The 14,725-nt window shown below is 44.9% G+C and carries 14 protein-coding genes, 1 tRNA gene and 1 pseudogene; 10 read left to right on the forward strand and 6 right to left on the reverse strand.

Going from position 1 to position 14,725, the window contains the following annotated elements; genetic code table 11:
* Positions 1 to 237: pseudogene (locus IM475_RS17690) on the reverse strand (IS630 transposase-related protein); the annotation flags it as partial.
* Between the two features lie 315 nt (positions 238 to 552).
* Positions 553 to 635: transfer RNA gene (locus tag IM475_RS17695), tRNA-Leu, on the reverse strand.
* 73 nt (positions 636 to 708) lie between these two features.
* On the opposite strand from IM475_RS17695, the gene lgt reads away from it, so the two are divergent.
* Both lgt and IM475_RS17705 read left to right on the forward strand, forming a co-directional pair.
* Entirely contained in the window at positions 709 to 1,560 is an 852-nt protein-coding gene (gene lgt / locus IM475_RS17700) for a prolipoprotein diacylglyceryl transferase (RefSeq protein ID WP_287658341.1), read from the forward strand.
* A gap of 12 nt (positions 1,561 to 1,572) precedes the next feature.
* On the forward strand, positions 1,573 to 2,523 hold the full coding sequence (locus IM475_RS17705; RefSeq protein WP_287658342.1) for a branched-chain amino acid ABC transporter permease: 951 nt from the start codon (positions 1,573 to 1,575) through the stop codon (positions 2,521 to 2,523).
* A 6-nt stretch (positions 2,524 to 2,529) separates the two neighbouring features.
* Here the strand turns inward: IM475_RS17705 and IM475_RS17710 are convergent, their stop codons facing one another.
* From IM475_RS17710 to IM475_RS17720, 3 genes are all read right to left on the reverse strand, one after another.
* Positions 2,530 to 3,528: a Gfo/Idh/MocA family protein gene (locus IM475_RS17710; RefSeq protein WP_287728570.1), complete on the reverse strand. Its 999-nt coding sequence runs from the start codon at positions 3,526 to 3,528 to the stop codon at positions 2,530 to 2,532.
* Between the two features lie 359 nt (positions 3,529 to 3,887).
* A complete protein-coding gene (locus IM475_RS17715; protein ID WP_045356513.1) occupies positions 3,888 to 4,163 on the reverse strand; it encodes a hypothetical protein in 276 nt (91 codons plus the stop codon).
* Positions 4,164 to 4,542: 379 nt separating this feature from the next.
* Positions 4,543 to 5,100, reverse strand: coding sequence for a DciA family protein (locus IM475_RS17720; protein ID WP_287728571.1), 558 nt, complete (start codon positions 5,098 to 5,100; stop codon positions 4,543 to 4,545).
* A gap of 94 nt (positions 5,101 to 5,194) precedes the next feature.
* Here IM475_RS17720 and IM475_RS17725 point away from each other — a divergent pair, with 94 nt between their 5' ends.
* The 7 genes from IM475_RS17725 (at position 5,195) to IM475_RS17755 (ending at position 11,742) form a co-directional block, all read left to right on the forward strand.
* Positions 5,195 to 6,085, forward strand: a complete 891-nt coding sequence (locus IM475_RS17725; RefSeq protein ID WP_287728572.1) for a hypothetical protein — start codon at positions 5,195 to 5,197, stop codon at positions 6,083 to 6,085.
* Between the two features lie 22 nt (positions 6,086 to 6,107).
* Positions 6,108 to 6,764 carry a PspA/IM30 family protein gene (locus IM475_RS17730; protein WP_287728574.1) on the forward strand — a complete coding sequence of 219 codons (657 nt, stop codon included), beginning with the start codon at positions 6,108 to 6,110 and terminating at the stop codon, positions 6,762 to 6,764.
* 212 nt (positions 6,765 to 6,976) lie between these two features.
* Entirely contained in the window at positions 6,977 to 7,750 is a 774-nt protein-coding gene (locus IM475_RS17735) for a PspA/IM30 family protein (protein WP_287728576.1), read from the forward strand.
* Positions 7,751 to 7,892: 142 nt separating this feature from the next.
* Positions 7,893 to 8,408 (forward strand): PspA/IM30 family protein, encoded by a 516-nt coding sequence (locus IM475_RS17740; protein WP_287728580.1) that lies wholly within the window; start codon positions 7,893 to 7,895, stop codon positions 8,406 to 8,408.
* Positions 8,409 to 8,762: 354 nt separating this feature from the next.
* Positions 8,763 to 9,911: a Re/Si-specific NAD(P)(+) transhydrogenase subunit alpha gene (locus IM475_RS17745; RefSeq protein ID WP_002801274.1), complete on the forward strand. Its 1,149-nt coding sequence runs from the start codon at positions 8,763 to 8,765 to the stop codon at positions 9,909 to 9,911.
* Positions 9,912 to 10,039: 128 nt separating this feature from the next.
* Positions 10,040 to 10,336, forward strand: coding sequence for an NAD(P) transhydrogenase subunit alpha part 2 (locus tag IM475_RS17750; RefSeq protein WP_002733247.1), 297 nt, complete (start codon positions 10,040 to 10,042; stop codon positions 10,334 to 10,336).
* A complete protein-coding gene (locus IM475_RS17755) occupies positions 10,333 to 11,742 on the forward strand; it encodes an NAD(P)(+) transhydrogenase (Re/Si-specific) subunit beta (protein WP_002801273.1) in 1,410 nt (469 codons plus the stop codon). The genes IM475_RS17750 and IM475_RS17755 overlap by 4 nt, the downstream gene beginning before the upstream one ends.
* Before the next feature lie 58 nt (positions 11,743 to 11,800).
* Here IM475_RS17755 and IM475_RS17760 read toward each other — a convergent pair whose 3' ends face one another.
* A complete protein-coding gene (locus tag IM475_RS17760) occupies positions 11,801 to 12,040 on the reverse strand; it encodes a hypothetical protein (protein WP_002757689.1) in 240 nt (79 codons plus the stop codon).
* Positions 12,041 to 12,337: 297 nt separating this feature from the next.
* Between IM475_RS17760 and IM475_RS17765 the strand changes: the two genes are divergently transcribed.
* A partial coding sequence (locus tag IM475_RS17765; protein WP_287728578.1) for a right-handed parallel beta-helix repeat-containing protein occupies positions 12,338 to 14,725 on the forward strand: 2,388 nt, incomplete at its 3' end.

Genomic DNA, 14,725 nt, shown 5'->3' on the forward strand with positions numbered 1-14,725 from the left:
ATTCTTTCTTCTCGGTTTCTTTCTCTATAACGAAGTTCCTTCTTTTTTCTGGTAACTTTCATTTTTTTTAAGGCATAGCAAATGGCACTTGGTCTCACTCCAAACTTCTCGGCTCTGTCTCTTAATCTTGCCTCGGGATTTTCTTAGACATCTTTTGACAGTGCTTTCCAGTCCAGCTTTTTCTGACGATGTTTTACCTTTGTTGCTTCAAGTTTCTCCCTACGAAAGCCATCTATAGCGCTTTTCACGTTACTGAGGTATCGACAAGTTTTGCCAACAAGGGGTTTAAGCCCCTTGCCCATACCTCATTCTGATGAAAACTGCTATATATTTTTACAACAAGCTGAAACATTGGATTACCTAGAGTTAGTAAAAGCGTTTCGGAATTGGGTAAGAAGTCAGCTGAAAAAATAAAAGGAAGATTTTTCGACGTTAAATCTCATACCAATCTCCCGAATCGGAGTCTCAACAATGGAAATCAACAAGTTTTCCCTCTTGGGTCGTCGGTCGTCAACACCAAATTAGGTTACACTTCATCGACCCCGGGGTTAATGCGGATGGAGGGACTCGAACCCACACATCGAAAAGATACTAGAACCTAAATCTAGCGCGTCTACCAATTCCGCCACATCCGCAAATATAGGACTGTATCTGATCATAACATAAGATACTATAGGAAAGATAAAATTTTTTATTCTTAATAATTTTATGCTCTTAGGTTTTGTCTTTCAGTCTCCTGGCCCCGTCCTCTGGGAGATCGGACCGATTTCGGTGCGCTGGTATGGATTTCTCATCGCTATGGCGGTATTATTGGGTGTCACTCTCTCCCAGTACCTCGCCCAAAAAAGAGCGATCGATCCGGATTTAATCGCTGATTTGGCCATTTGGTTAGTAGTGGGGGCTATACCTGCAGCCCGTCTGTACTATGTTCTCTTTCAGTGGCAAGAATACGCGCCAAATCCTGCTGATATTATCGCCATTTGGAAGGGAGGTATCGCTATTCACGGGGCAATTATCGGGGGTTTGCTGGCGGCCCTAATCTTTGCCCGCATTAATCGGGTTTCTCTTTGGCAATTACTCGATCTGGTAGCCCCTTCAGTTATTCTCGGTCAAGCGATCGGACGTTGGGGTAACTTTTTTAATTCGGAAGCTTTTGGCAGTCCGACTAATTTACCCTGGCGGTTGTTTATTCCTCCGGCTAGTCGTCCTTTAGAATATATCGCCGTCGATTATTTTCACCCCACCTTTCTCTACGAATCTCTCTGGAATCTGGCAGTTTTTGCCCTACTCATCTATCTGTTTTTCTGGGGTTTAAAACACCCCAGTAAATTAAAAATTGGCACCCTTACCCTAGTCTATTTTATCGCCTACAGTCTAGGTAGATTCTGGATCGAGGGACTACGCACCGATAGTTTAATGTTTGGGCCGCTGAAAATGGCGCAAATAATTAGTTTAGGAGCGATCGCTGTTGGTCTTTTCGGTTTATTCTGGTTATATAAACTCCAGCGTCCTTTACCGGATGTGGTGGCAACCGTCGGTTATAATCAAAAGTTACCCTAGCTAACCCTGACAATGGATCTAGTAACAATTTTTCAACAGGTTTTAAACGGTTTATCGATCGGTAGTGTCTATGCTATTTTTGCCCTCGGTTACACTTTGATTTTTTCCATTTTAGGGATTATCAATTTTGCCCATGGCGCAATTTTTACCCTCGGTGCCTATTTTACCTACGCTCTAGCGGGGGGAGTTTTCGGTTTTAATGGTTTATTAGCTAATGCCAAATTACCCTTTTCCTTACCCTTTTTTTTAGCACTCTTGCTAGGCTGTATCCTTTCAGGTTTCACCTCGGTTCTTCTGGAAAGATTGGCCTTTAAACCTCTCCGGGTACGGGGTTCTGATTCTCTCTTAACTTTGGTTTCTAGCCTAGGGGCAGCCGTGGTGATTGTCAATGTTATTCAATACTTATTCGGGGCAGAAATTTATACTTTTCCCGATGGGATTTATGGCAATCTTCCCCCCGCAATTAATTTCGGTACGGCCGAGCGCCCCGTGGCAATTCGCACAATTCAGATTATTATTTTTCTGGTTTCAGCAGTGATGGTAGCTTTACTAACTTATTGGGTTAATTTTACCAAAATGGGCAAAGCTTTACAAGCGGTAGCTGAAGATGTCACCACGGCCAGTTTGTTGGGGATCAATCCCGAAAAATTTATCGTGATTACCTTTTTTATTAGTGGTGCCTTGGCAGGTTTAGCAGGAACTTTAGTCGGTTCTAGTGTTAGTATCGCTGGCCCCTATTTCGGTATTGCTTTCGGATTAAAAGGTTTAGGAGTGATTGTTTTAGGGGGGTTGGGAAGTATCCCCGGAGCGGTAATCGGTGGTTTATTATTGGGTATTGCCGAAGCTTTTGTTCCCGCAGAATATTCCGGTTATCGAGAGGCGATCGCTTTTGCTATTCTCTTTATTATGTTGTTAGTTCGTCCCCAGGGTTTACTAGGCAGAAAGTTAATTCAAAAAGTCTAAGTCGGTTTAATTGTCCGCGAGAAAAACTGTTTTTCCCGACAAAGAAGATTGATAGGCAGCGTATGCCACTTCTAGGGCATAAAGACTGGCTTGGGGAGTAACATAGAGAGGAACCCGATCGAACAGATAATCTATTACCATGGCGGTATCTTTGGCAAAAAGACCGCGACGGGTTTCCACTTCTAAAGCTTGGCTACCTTCACTATTAATTAACTGCCCTGTTTCCCCTTCAAAAATTAAGCTGCCCGCCTCGCCATGAATAGTGAAAGTTCGCTCATTTTGCCAAAAAACTTCGCCTTTGCCGTAGGTAACTTCAGCAATTAAGCCATTTTTAAATAATAACTGCGCCTCACACAAACAGGCCAGAAAATAATCGGATTCCGGGGCATTCCAATAACGACAATGACAGGACACGGACTCCACTTCCCCAAATAAATTAGTAAAGCGATGGATACGAGAAAGGGCTGCAATCAAAGGAAAACCGAATAAATCCCGATGAAATGTCCAGCGCCGGGGCGCCGGTCTGCCAGGGACGATCGTGGTATAACGGGCTAGGTGGATATTACCGAGGCTGGCTAAATATTGCTGTTGGGTTTGATGCAGTCCCCCCAAAAGTTCAATATGTTCGACGTGCAGTAATTTGTTCTCGGTTTCGGCTAGGGTGATTAATTCTGCTGCCTCTTTCGGGTGAAAAGCCAGGGGATACTCGACGATAACGTGCTTACCGGATTTTAAGGCAGTACGGGCGATCGAGGCATGGGCCTGATTAACGTTGGCAACGACAATCAGATCGAGATCGGGATGGCTGGCCAGGCTTAGTGCCGAATCTAGGGCAGAAATTTGGTATTTTTGCGAGAAATTAGCGATCGATTCGGCACTATTACCGCTAACATACAGAAGCTGGGCGCGATCATCCGCTTGCAAGCTTTCAGCACGACGTTGAGCGGCGAACCCTGTGCCAACTATACCAATTTTTAGGGGACGATGAGAAGTCATCAGGGGCATTCTGGCGACATTAATTATCGGGAAGTGGGAATTATGAATTATGAATTATGAATTATAAATTGGAGAGATGGTAGTGGGGAGACCAGTTCCTGCGCGACGTTCAGACGTTCGGCGAAGACTTCGGACGTTCGGCGAAGCTCAGTCGAGCCGTTGCGGGGGAGAAGGGGAGAATAAATAAAAATAATCTCCTGAATCCTGACGGCCGACTCCTGACTGCTGCCTCTCGCCTTTCCTAGCTTTATCTTTGCAATTAACTCATCTATTATCTCAAAAATAGCACTCTAAAAGATGTGGGAGGGTGAATTCATATTTTTAATGGACAACGCCAATTTTTTGCCTCTGTTTAGGCCCCAGATCTTCTAAACCGCGATCGGTTGTCGGGGAGCATGACGACTAGGGGAAACCACCACGGGAGTTGGCGACACTGTACAGGTTAATTCTAGAGACTGTTCTAAACTAACCACCCGATTGAGTTGTTGCCATTCAGTGCTAAAAGGAGGCATCGCTAGAGCGCAGGCTTTCCAATGAGCTTCGACGGGAACATCTAGTTGTTGACAAGTGCCACCGCGCCGACCTTGGGTTTGATAGTATCGGCAGTATCGACAGGAAGAAGTAAGAAAGTTTGCGGCTTGCATGGGTTGGCTTTAAAAGGAAGATGATTATAAGGAACTCAAAGGATGACTCTCTTTTCGCTCTGTGTAATATTGTCCTACCCTGCGCCAAGGGTATTTTCCTGACTAGCATAGCTAGAACTGATATGCCATATAGTTTCTAGTGATCCCCAAAAAAAATTTTATTTTTAGAATCTTTTAATAGTTACTTTGCAAAAAGCAGCACTGTCTCAAAACTGAAGAGTTAAACTCAGTTGTGGCCGAGGTTATTGGGTCTAGTATCAGCAATAACAGAACGGGGATCAAGCCTTAGCTCGATAGAATTGATGAATACAGGTTCAATTAAGACAGAAAAGATCGGCCTATTGATTCCCGACTCAAAAGCACTCTTTCCACAATACTATTAAAAAATTGCATCTTTTACTCCGCCCGACTGGGCAAAACAAAAAGCACAACATTGCCAACGCTCAAGCTCTCCGGAGGGACTGGGAGACTGACAACGAGGACAAATCGGCCAGGCTCGATTTCTCTGAAGTATTTTCTGGCTCCAACTCTCTAAACCGTCCAGTTGCTGGGGATTTTCTGGCGGTTTTTCCGGGGTGACATAGCTAGGATGATCTCTGAGGGAATTAGGCGCGATCGCTTCTAGAGGAATTAACTGACTATCTTGCTGCCAACGGGCGGCAGAAAAGCGGATATCGCTCAGGGGAGTCTCTAACTGACTATTAAGCCGTTTTAATAAGCTATAGCGTTGTAAAGACAATTCCTGTGCTAAAGCGGCGCTACTGGTAGCCACCGATAAAACCCCACGACTCAGGGAAAAAGGCCGGGTTTGCTCCAGCAGACGGGGATTAACAATTTTTGCCCATAATTGCAGCACTTGATCGTAGTGGCGATATTCTTCCCAACCCGCCTGTTGAGTAATAGCCGCCAAAATTTTGTCAAGAGAATCTAAAGACATAGGGAAAATCTGGGGAATACCACGTTAGACTAGGACGAAAAAACCCGCTAACCTTTCAGCATAACCTTTAATACCCCCGCCCTGGATATCTGCCATGAAATCCGATCGATCCCCATCCTCCCAAGATTTGCCTCTCTCGATCGTCCATCAACCCAGTTCAGCCATCGATCCCGCTCAGAAACCAGAATATCTGGAAGCTGCTGTCATTAACGTCTATCCCCCAGCTAAAGATGCCTTTTTTACCCCTTGGGGTATCCGGGCAATGGTGATCTTTTTAATTGCTAATAGTCTCCTCGGTCTCAATCAATGGTTAACCAATACTACCCCCACCCCGAGGAAAGCTGAGAATTCCCCCCGCGAGCAGCACCAAAATAACTCCCGCCACCTCGATCGATTGATAGCGATCGCTCGTCCAGTACAGAAAACTCCTCAAACCAGTCTGAGCGTTAATATTCCCGCTCCTCCAGTTAAAACTAGCCCGATAACTAATATTACCGCCCCACCAGTGGTTCAGAGTCCCCCCACCGCTATCAATCCGACTAATGCCCTCTTACCCCCGAATCCGCCACCGTCCCTGATGCCGGCCCATCAATTACCCGTCAGTAAGATCGAGCAATCTTTACCCGTCTCCCCCCCGGACCCCAGTACCCCGCCCGTATCTTCCCTAGTTTCCGCACCACCGCCACCACCGCCCCAAGTCACCCCCGCCCCCTCGACCGCGATCATTAACGAACGAATGTTAGAGGAATTGCGTCAAAGAGAAGAATCACCCGCTAATTTACCCTTTTTTCAACGGGAAAAAGCCCGTCGCTTGGCCAATCAAAACCCACAGGATGCGGCGGAGTTAATGAAACAGTTACCGCCAGAATTACAAGTACCCCCTTCTCCCAGTAGTCCGCCACCTTCAGAAACAGCCGATCCCCCCCAGTCCCCCGCCCCTAGTTCTATCATTATTGATAGGAGCGGCACTTCGGTAAACTATTAGGGTTGGTATCGGGAGGACGGCAATGGGTTTGTTAGATCGCATGGGCCAAGCAATTCGCGCCCAAGTCAATAGTCTGATTCAGGAAAATCAAGATCCCGAAAAACTGCTGGAAAAGGCGATCTTGGAGATGGAAGGGGAATTGATGCAAATGCGACAAGCCCTGGCGGCAGCCGTCGCTACCCAGAAACGTACCGAGCGCCAACGACAACAACAGGAAAAAGCCGCTCAAACTTGGCACGAACGCGCCCAATTAGCCCTAGATCACGGTAACGAGGAACTCGCCCGCCAAGCTCTCAGCCAATGGCAAACCTATCAAAGTCAGATCGCCCCCCTACAAATCTCCCTGCAACAACAGACGGCTATTATACAAAAATTAAAGAAAGAACTCTTGACAATTGAACGCAAATATGCTGAGATGAAAGCACAGAAAAGCCTTTATGTGGCCAGATTGCGATCGGCGAGCGCCAGTCAAAAAGCCCAAGAAATTATGGGCAGTTTGAACAGCAGTCAGATGGGGACTATTTTCGAGAAATTAGAAGCAAAAGTCCTAGAAGCGGAATCCCAAGCCGATTTAATCCAGTATAAAGACCCCTTGGAGCGACAATTCCAAGATTTGGAGGGACAAAAACAAATTGAAGCCGAATTACTCAAGTTAAAACAAGAAAACTTGGATGGGTGATAGGGAATTATAAATTATGAATTATGAGTTATGAAGTGGGGTGTAGGGTGTGGGGAAAAAAAGCTGTCTCCTGACTCCTGACTGTTGACTCCTAACTCCTATCCCCTATCCTAGCTCTCGTGGTTTATATTAAAGAATAAGCCGTTAGGCAAGATGGGAAATTTTAAGAACAGTTAACTGATTTAGTACACACCGAGAGGAACAAGAGCGTCATGGGTTTATTCGATCGCCTTAGCCGAGTTGTCCGAGCTAACCTCAATGATATGGTGAGCAAGGCTGAAGATCCAGAAAAAATGCTGGAACAAGCTGTCAGTGATATGCAAGAGGATCTAGTACAGGTACGTCAAGCGGTTGCTAGAGCGATCGCTGAACAACGACAAACGGAACAAAAATACAGTAAAGACCAGTCAGAAGCCAATAAATGGGAACAAAGAGCCAAATTAGCCCTTTCTAAAGGGGATGAAACTCTCGCTCGGGAAGCGCTTAAACGCAAGAAAGATTGCACGGAAACCGCCGCCATTCTCAAAAATCAACTGGATCAGCAAACGGTACAGGTAGATAGTCTGAGAAAAAACTTGATCGCGCTCGAAAGTAAGATTTCTGAGGCAAAAACCAAGAAAAATATGTTAGTAGCTCGCTCCAGAGCCGCAAAAGCTAACGAACAAGTCCAAAAAACCCTCGGCAGTATCAATACCAGTAGTTCCGTGGCTGCTTTTGAGCGCATGGAAGAAAAAGTTATGCAGTTAGAAGCTAGTAGTCAAGCTTACGCTGAAATCACTCAGACGGGCATCGAAGAGGAATTCGCTAAACTAGAATCGGGTAGCGATGTGGATGATGAATTAGCAATGCTGAAAGCACAAATGTCCGGGGGAGCATTACCCGGTACAGCTTCTAGTCAACCCACTTTACCCCAAGCAACCACCGTCAGGGATTCGGCAGTGGATGCGGAATTAGAGGAATTGCGATCGAAGTTAAAAGAAATGTAAAACTTTGAGAGCGTCGAGACGTACTATCTACGGTACGTCTCTATTTATTGAGTTTGTTGTTCAGATAGGGAATATTAATTGCTAGTCATAATTAACCATCACTATTATGCGGGATGATTTATCTAATTGACGTTCCTCAATTATCGAAGTAATTGCCTTACAAAAAAGAGCCGAACAACAGTACAACCAAGCACAAGCTGAGGTTTTAAAATGGGAAAAAAGAGTTAAACTCGCTCTAGATAAAGGTGATGAGTCTCTGGCACAAGAAGCTAATATAAAGAAAAAACATCACATTAATACCGCAAATATTATTAAAAATCAACTGGAAAAACTGAATATCCAAGTTGATAAACTGAAAGAAAAATTGCCGATTTTAGAAAGAAAGATTAACGAAAAAAGTATCGGCAGTATAGATACTATTTACCATTCAGCTTTTGAGCGCATGGAAGCAAAATTTATGCGGTTAGAATCCAATAGTCAAGCTGACGGTGAATTGGTTGACATCGATCCACTAGAATCAGGTAGCGATGTGGAGGATGAATTAGCACTGCTAAAAGCACAAATGTTACTGGGTAAAACTGCCTATCCACCTACCGTCAGGGATTCAGCAGTAGATGCAGAATTAGCGGAATTGCGATCGAAGTTAAAAGAACTGTAAAACTTTGAGATTGTCGAGACGTATTACAGCCCTTCTCATCAATATGAAGTATAGCCTGATCTGGTATCTAAGACCGAAGACTGTCTAATGTTAACCGTTTCGGGGTTCCCCAGAACGAAAACTTCGTACCTCATCATTAGAAAAAAATCCCAAACAATGCCGCTCAAAACCCTTTAATTCTGAAGATAATCCTAAGATTCAGCCCGAAAAAGAGCCAGAAAGGTGAGGATAGCTAGGATGGAAGTGAAAAGCAATTTTGACTCGAAATTATCCCAAGGGATCGATCGCATTTAACGAAACCCTTACCCCAACAGCATAAGACAAGAGAAGGACTTATTAAGGAGAAACCCAGCCATGAAAATCGGCGTAATCAAAGAAAGTGACCAAGGCGAGGCGCGGGTGGCGCTAGTGCCGGATACCGTCGCCCGTTTAGTCAAGGCGGGATTTGAGGTAATGGTCCAAAATGGGGCGGGAATTAGCGCTAACTTTGCCGATAGTGCCTATAGTGCCGTGGGAGCCGCCCTGAGCGAAAACAGCGAATATATCTATGAAACTGCTGATATTATTCTCAAAGTCGTCCCTCCTAGCGATAGCGAGATCGATCGCCTCAAAAATGGTGGTATTCTCATCGGCTTTCTCGATCCCCTGCGGCAACCCCGGCGCATTGCCAAATTAGCCGAGCGCGGGATCACCGCTTTGAGCATGGAATTAATTCCCCGCAGTAGTCGCGCCCAGAGTATGGATGCCCTCTCCTCTCAGGCTAACCTCGCCGGTTACAAAGCGGTACTCCTCGCCGCCGTTGAGCTGCCGAAAATGTTCCCGATGATGACTACCGCCGCCGGTACGATCGCCCCCGCCAAAGTGCTGGTATTGGGGGCAGGAGTTGCCGGATTGCAAGCTTGCGCTACCGCCCGCCGTTTGGGGGCAGTGGTGGAGGCTTTTGATATTCGTCCCCAAGTCAAAGAAGAAGTACAGAGTGTCGGGGCGAAATTTATTGAAATGCCCCTAGAAGAAGATACCGTCGCCGATAACGGTTATGCCAAAGAGGTTTCTCTTAGCACACAGGAGCGCATTTGTCAAGCCCTAACGGAACCAATTAAGCGGGCTGATGTGGTGATCACCACCGCCCAAGTACCGGGGAAACAGGCCCCGCTGCTAGTCACCAAAGAAATGATCGCCACCATGAAAGCGGGGTCGGTAATCGTTGATTTAGCGGCGGAACAGGGCGGAAATTGCGCCTACACCCAACCGGGACGAGAAATCATCGAAAATGGGGTAAAAATCGTCGGAGCCGTTAATCTTCCTGCCACAGTGGCCACCAATGCCAGCCAGATGTACGCCAAAAACCTGCAAATGCTGCTACAGCTTCTAGTCAGCAAAGAGGGCAGTTTAAACCTCGATTTTGCCGATGACATCATTGATAGTGCCTGTGTCACCCACGCCGGCGAAATCCGCAACCAACGCATTAAATCCGCCCTCAGTGAACAGTTATCCGCTTTTTAGCTATCAGGATTCAGGAGGCAGGAGTCAGGAGTCAGGAGGCAGTATTCTCCCCACACCCCACACCCCACACCCCACACCCCACACCCCACTTCCCAATCCCTATCCCCTATCCCCTTTTTAATTAACCAATGACTGCCCAACTTTTAACCGCTTTAGTGGTATTTGTCCTCGCTTCCTTTGTCGGTTTCGAGGTGATCAATAAAGTTCCTCCCACTCTCCATACACCCCTGATGTCGGGAGCGAATGCAATTTCAGGTATCGCCGTTGTCGGTGCGCTCCTCATCGCCGGAGGCACGGATTGGCACGAATTAACCGTAATTTTAGGGTTAATTGCCGTTATTTTGGCGATGGTTAACGTGGTCGGTGGTTTTGTCGTTACCGATCGAATGCTGCAAATGTTCAAGAAAAAAGAGGCTAAATCATGAATAATGCCCTTATCACAGGGATCGAGTTATCCTATCTACTCGCCGCCATTTTATTTATCATCGGTCTTAAACAATTATCTTCCCCCGCTACCGCCCGTCAAGGCAATTTTCTGGCTGCCATCGGGATGCTAATCGCCATTATTGCCACCTTAATCAATCAAGAAATCCTCAGCTATGGTTTAATCGCCGTGGCGTTGGTGATTGGCTCAATTATCGGCCTAGTTTCGGCGCAAAAAGTCCCGATGACAGCTATGCCCCAAATGGTGGCGATTTTTAACGGTTTAGGCGGTGCTGCCAGTGCTTTAATTGCCATGGGCGAATACTGGCGTTTACTGCAAAGTGGTGAAAATATTGCCTTTGACTCGATACTGATCGCTATTTTGGGTATATTGATCGGCGGTGTCACTTTTACCGGTAGTGTCCTCGCTTTTGCCAAATTACAGGAATTAATCAGTGGCGCCCCCGTAACTTTTCCTTTCCAACAACCCTTTAACATTCTCTTGCTACTCACCTTTTTAGGGGGTAGTGTCTATCTCTTTTTCGATCCCACCTCGATCGATGTTTTCCTGACCTTGGTGGCACTTTCCTTAATTTTCGGGGCTTTATTCGTGCTTCCCATCGGCGGCGGCGATATGCCTGTGGTTATCTCCCTCTTAAACTCTTTTTCGGGACTTGCCGCCAGCGTAGTCGGTTTTATCCTGATGAATAGTATGCTGATCATCGCTGGTGCTTTGGTGGGTGCGTCGGGGATTATCCTGACTCAGATCATGTGTAAAGCCATGAATCGATCGCTGGCTAGTGTACTATTTGGGGCATTTGGTACAGGTGCTAGTGCTGGGGGCGAAGCGAGCGCCACTTCTAGCCTTGATAAATCGGTTCATGCTATTGATTCAGAAGAAGGGGCGATGATGCTCGGTTATGCGCGTTCTGTGGTGATTGTACCCGGTTACGGCATGGCGGTGGCCCAAGCACAACACGCAGTGCGAGAATTGGCCGAACAGTTGGAAAAAAATGGCGTTGAGGTTAAATATGCTATTCACCCCGTGGCCGGAAGAATGCCAGGTCACATGAATGTATTATTGGCCGAAGCTAATGTTCCCTATCCGCAACTCTACGATATGGATGATATTAATCCTGAGTTTGAGCGCGTCGATGTGGCGTTAATTATTGGGGCGAATGATGTGGTTAATCCCGCTGCCCGTCACGATAAGGCTAGTCCGATTTATGGAATGCCGATTCTCGACGTGGATAAGGCACAGCACACGATCGTGATTAAGCGCAGTATGCGATCGGGTTTTGCGGGGGTAGAAAACGAATTATTCTACAATCCCAAAACCTTTATGCTCTTTGGTAGCGCTCAAGATGTGGTAGCACAATTAGTATCACAAGTCAAGGATTTGTCATAATTATTGACAAATAGGACGGGGTTTTCACCCCGTCTTTTTTTATCTGATTTTTCAGAGTTTAAAGATAATCAAGAACTAATTCCCCTTTGCTCACTTTTTCGGTAATTAAAGTTCTGACTAACTCTAATTCTTCTAGGGTCACTTTACCATCAGACCTCATAGCTAGGGCGATTCTTTCCCTTTCCCCTTGAGTGATCACGCCATCAACACTAGCCTGTTCTATAATAGCCCGCAACTTTTCTAGTTCCTGTTGTTCTTCGGCGGTTAATTCTGCTTGATTAGGGCGAGATATTTCCATAAAAATTTCTCCTTGAGTGATCAACACAAACTTGATAATTTTTTTCTAAGTAGTAGAACCCATGGCAGTTATCCCCAGTCAGCATCGGCAATCAGGGACGATGCCTAATCCAGTTACACTTCATATTTTATCAGAACCCTAGGCCGCTGCACTGCCCACCCATTTATCTTTAAACCCTATCGAGAAAACGGGTTTCTCGAAAAAACCCGTTTTCTGTAAATTTATGTTATGGAAACCTTGAAAAATTCGGGATTGTTGGGCTAAAACTGTTGGCAATAAACTTTTGCAGTTAATGTCATGACTTCTACCCTTTTGCCGAGCCTTCCTGCTGTTGACGATGTTTTGTTCAATTTCGCTCAATCTGATGGTTTTTGGGCGAATTTAGAAACCGCTTTTGGAGCAAGTTATGATGTGGTTAAAGCGACGCAATTACGACAGCAGTGGAAAAGCCGAAATTTTAGTCAACTTCCTGAGATTGAGGTTGTCAACAGCAGTCTTTTAGGTAGTGCAAATGGCGCTTATGGGATTAGCACCAATAAGATATATCTATCTGAAAGCTTTTTTGCTTCTGCTAGTTCAGATGCTTTGGTTGCGGTGATTTTAGAAGAAATTGGGCATTTTTTGGATGCTCAAATTAATAGGGTGGATACGGTGGGGGATGAGGGAGAATTATTTTCTCATCTGGTGAGAGGGGTTAATTTAACTGAGGCTGAGTTAACTTATATTCAAGCAGAAGATGATCGTTCTGTTATTGATTTAGGGGGACAATTTATAGGGGTTGAACAAACAGCACCAATTACTTTAATTGTCAATACTACTATAGATGAGAATGATGGAAGTGCCACTATTGGGAGTGGTTTATCTTTGCGGGATGCTGTGGCAATTGCTAATAAAAGTCCTAATACTCCCTATATTATTAAGCTGCAATCAGGAACAACTTATGCTTTAACTTATGTTAATAATACGACAACAGGCGATCGCAGTTTGAAGACACAAGGTACGATTACCATTGAAACTGATGGAACAGCACTGGCTTCTATTGTTAATAATGCTAGTCCTATCTCTGGGCAGAATGATAACAATTCTATTATATACAACTCTAGTAAACTTGGAGTTACATTAAATAATCTCTATATCAGCAACAAAGCAGGAAGGGGAATTTACAACGACTACTGGGGAACATTAACATTAACCAACAGTACAATATCTGGTAATACGGCTACTAGTGGAGGGGGAATTTACAACAATAGCTGGGGAACATTAACATTAACCAACAGTACAATATCTGGTAATACGGCTACTCGCTATTCTGGAGGGGGAATTGACAACAGTGGAACATTAACATTAACCGACAGTACAATATCTGGTAATACGGCTATTTATGGGGGGGGAATTGACAACTCTGGGGGAACATTAACATTAACCAACAGTACAATATCTGGTAATACGGCTACTGGTTCTGGCGGGGGAATTCATAGCTCGAGCTTGAGATCGGGGGGAACATTAACATTAACCAACAGTACAATATCTGGTAATACGGCTACTTATTTCGGGGGGGGAATTGACAACCATGAAACATTAACGTTAACCAACACTACAATATCTGGTAATACGGCTACTTATCGAGGAGGGGGAATTAACAGTTCTGGAGGGGGAATTAGAAACGGGGGAACATTAACATTAACTGATAGTACAATAACAGGTAATACGGCTACTTATGGAGGGGGAATTCACAATCCTTGGGGAACATTAACATTAACTGATAGTACAATAACAGGTAATACGGCTACTTATGGAGGGGGAATTCACAACAGGGGAACATCAACATTAACTGATAGTACAATAACAGGTAATACGGCTGATGATGGGGGGGGAATTGACAACAGGGGAACATTAACATTAACTAACAATACAATATCTGGTAATACGGCTGGCGCAGGAGGGGGAATTTACAACGGGGGTACATTAACATTAACGAATAACATTCTTACTAACAATAATGCCAACTTAGGTGGTGGTATTTACAATAGGGGTACATGGAGTTCAAATAGTATTATTAGTGGACATACTGCGAACCAAGTTTGGTATATAGATTCAGATGGAGATTCAACTACATCTGAATCCAGCTGGATTAATGGTCAATGGATAGCAAATCCAATAGATCCAAAATATCCAAATATATATGATGATGCCACTTACACAGCACTCCCACCCACACCTGATTCTCCACCTAAACCAACGATATCAGTCAGTAATGCGTGGTTTGATGCTCCCACAGGGAAGGTTATTTTCGAGGTTAAACTGTCCTCAACCTATGATAAACCGATAACCGTTGATTACTATACCCTTGATGGAAGTGCCAATTCAATAGACCCTAACCAATTAAAAGATTTTAACAATGTTGTCAAACGAACCCTCTCCTTTTTCCCAGGACAAACCAGTAAACAAATAGAAATTACTGTTTTAGGAAGTGCGCCTCCTACCGACCAAACCTTTGAGATTTTGGCTAGAGACACCGCTTATCGTGATTGGACAGATACGGACAAAGGCAAAGAAGTAGATAAGATCTATGACTATAGTGACCTGGGTTACGAAGGCTATCGTATCAATAAAGTTTTCAAAGATTCTACCACAGGATTTGATGCTGTTGGTTTAACTTCTGATGAAAAATTCTTTCTGGTTTTA

Source organism: Microcystis sp. M061S2, from assembly GCF_020245605.1.
Classification (GTDB): domain Bacteria; phylum Cyanobacteriota; class Cyanobacteriia; order Cyanobacteriales; family Microcystaceae; genus Microcystis.

What these genes read in the sequence shown, in the direction of transcription:
- IM475_RS17735 (WP_287728576.1), top strand. Translation starts at nt 6,977, where the DNA reads ATGGGTTTATTCGATCGCCTTAGCCGAGTTGTCCGAGCTAACCTCAAT.
- IM475_RS17715 (WP_045356513.1), bottom strand. Translation starts at nt 4,163, where the DNA reads ATGCAAGCCGCAAACTTTCTTACTTCTTCCTGTCGATACTGCCGATAC.
- IM475_RS17730 (WP_287728574.1), top strand. Translation starts at nt 6,108, where the DNA reads ATGGGTTTGTTAGATCGCATGGGCCAAGCAATTCGCGCCCAAGTCAAT.
- IM475_RS17745 (WP_002801274.1), top strand. Translation starts at nt 8,763, where the DNA reads ATGAAAATCGGCGTAATCAAAGAAAGTGACCAAGGCGAGGCGCGGGTG.
- IM475_RS17710 (WP_287728570.1), bottom strand. Translation starts at nt 3,528, where the DNA reads ATGCCCCTGATGACTTCTCATCGTCCCCTAAAAATTGGTATAGTTGGC.
- IM475_RS17755 (WP_002801273.1), top strand. Translation starts at nt 10,333, where the DNA reads ATGAATAATGCCCTTATCACAGGGATCGAGTTATCCTATCTACTCGCC.
- IM475_RS17725 (WP_287728572.1), top strand. Translation starts at nt 5,195, where the DNA reads ATGAAATCCGATCGATCCCCATCCTCCCAAGATTTGCCTCTCTCGATC.
- IM475_RS17750 (WP_002733247.1), top strand. Translation starts at nt 10,040, where the DNA reads ATGACTGCCCAACTTTTAACCGCTTTAGTGGTATTTGTCCTCGCTTCC.
- IM475_RS17705 (WP_287658342.1), top strand. Translation starts at nt 1,573, where the DNA reads ATGGATCTAGTAACAATTTTTCAACAGGTTTTAAACGGTTTATCGATC.
- IM475_RS17760 (WP_002757689.1), bottom strand. Translation starts at nt 12,040, where the DNA reads ATGGAAATATCTCGCCCTAATCAAGCAGAATTAACCGCCGAAGAACAA.
- lgt (WP_287658341.1), top strand. Translation starts at nt 709, where the DNA reads ATGCTCTTAGGTTTTGTCTTTCAGTCTCCTGGCCCCGTCCTCTGGGAG.
- IM475_RS17720 (WP_287728571.1), bottom strand. Translation starts at nt 5,100, where the DNA reads ATGTCTTTAGATTCTCTTGACAAAATTTTGGCGGCTATTACTCAACAG.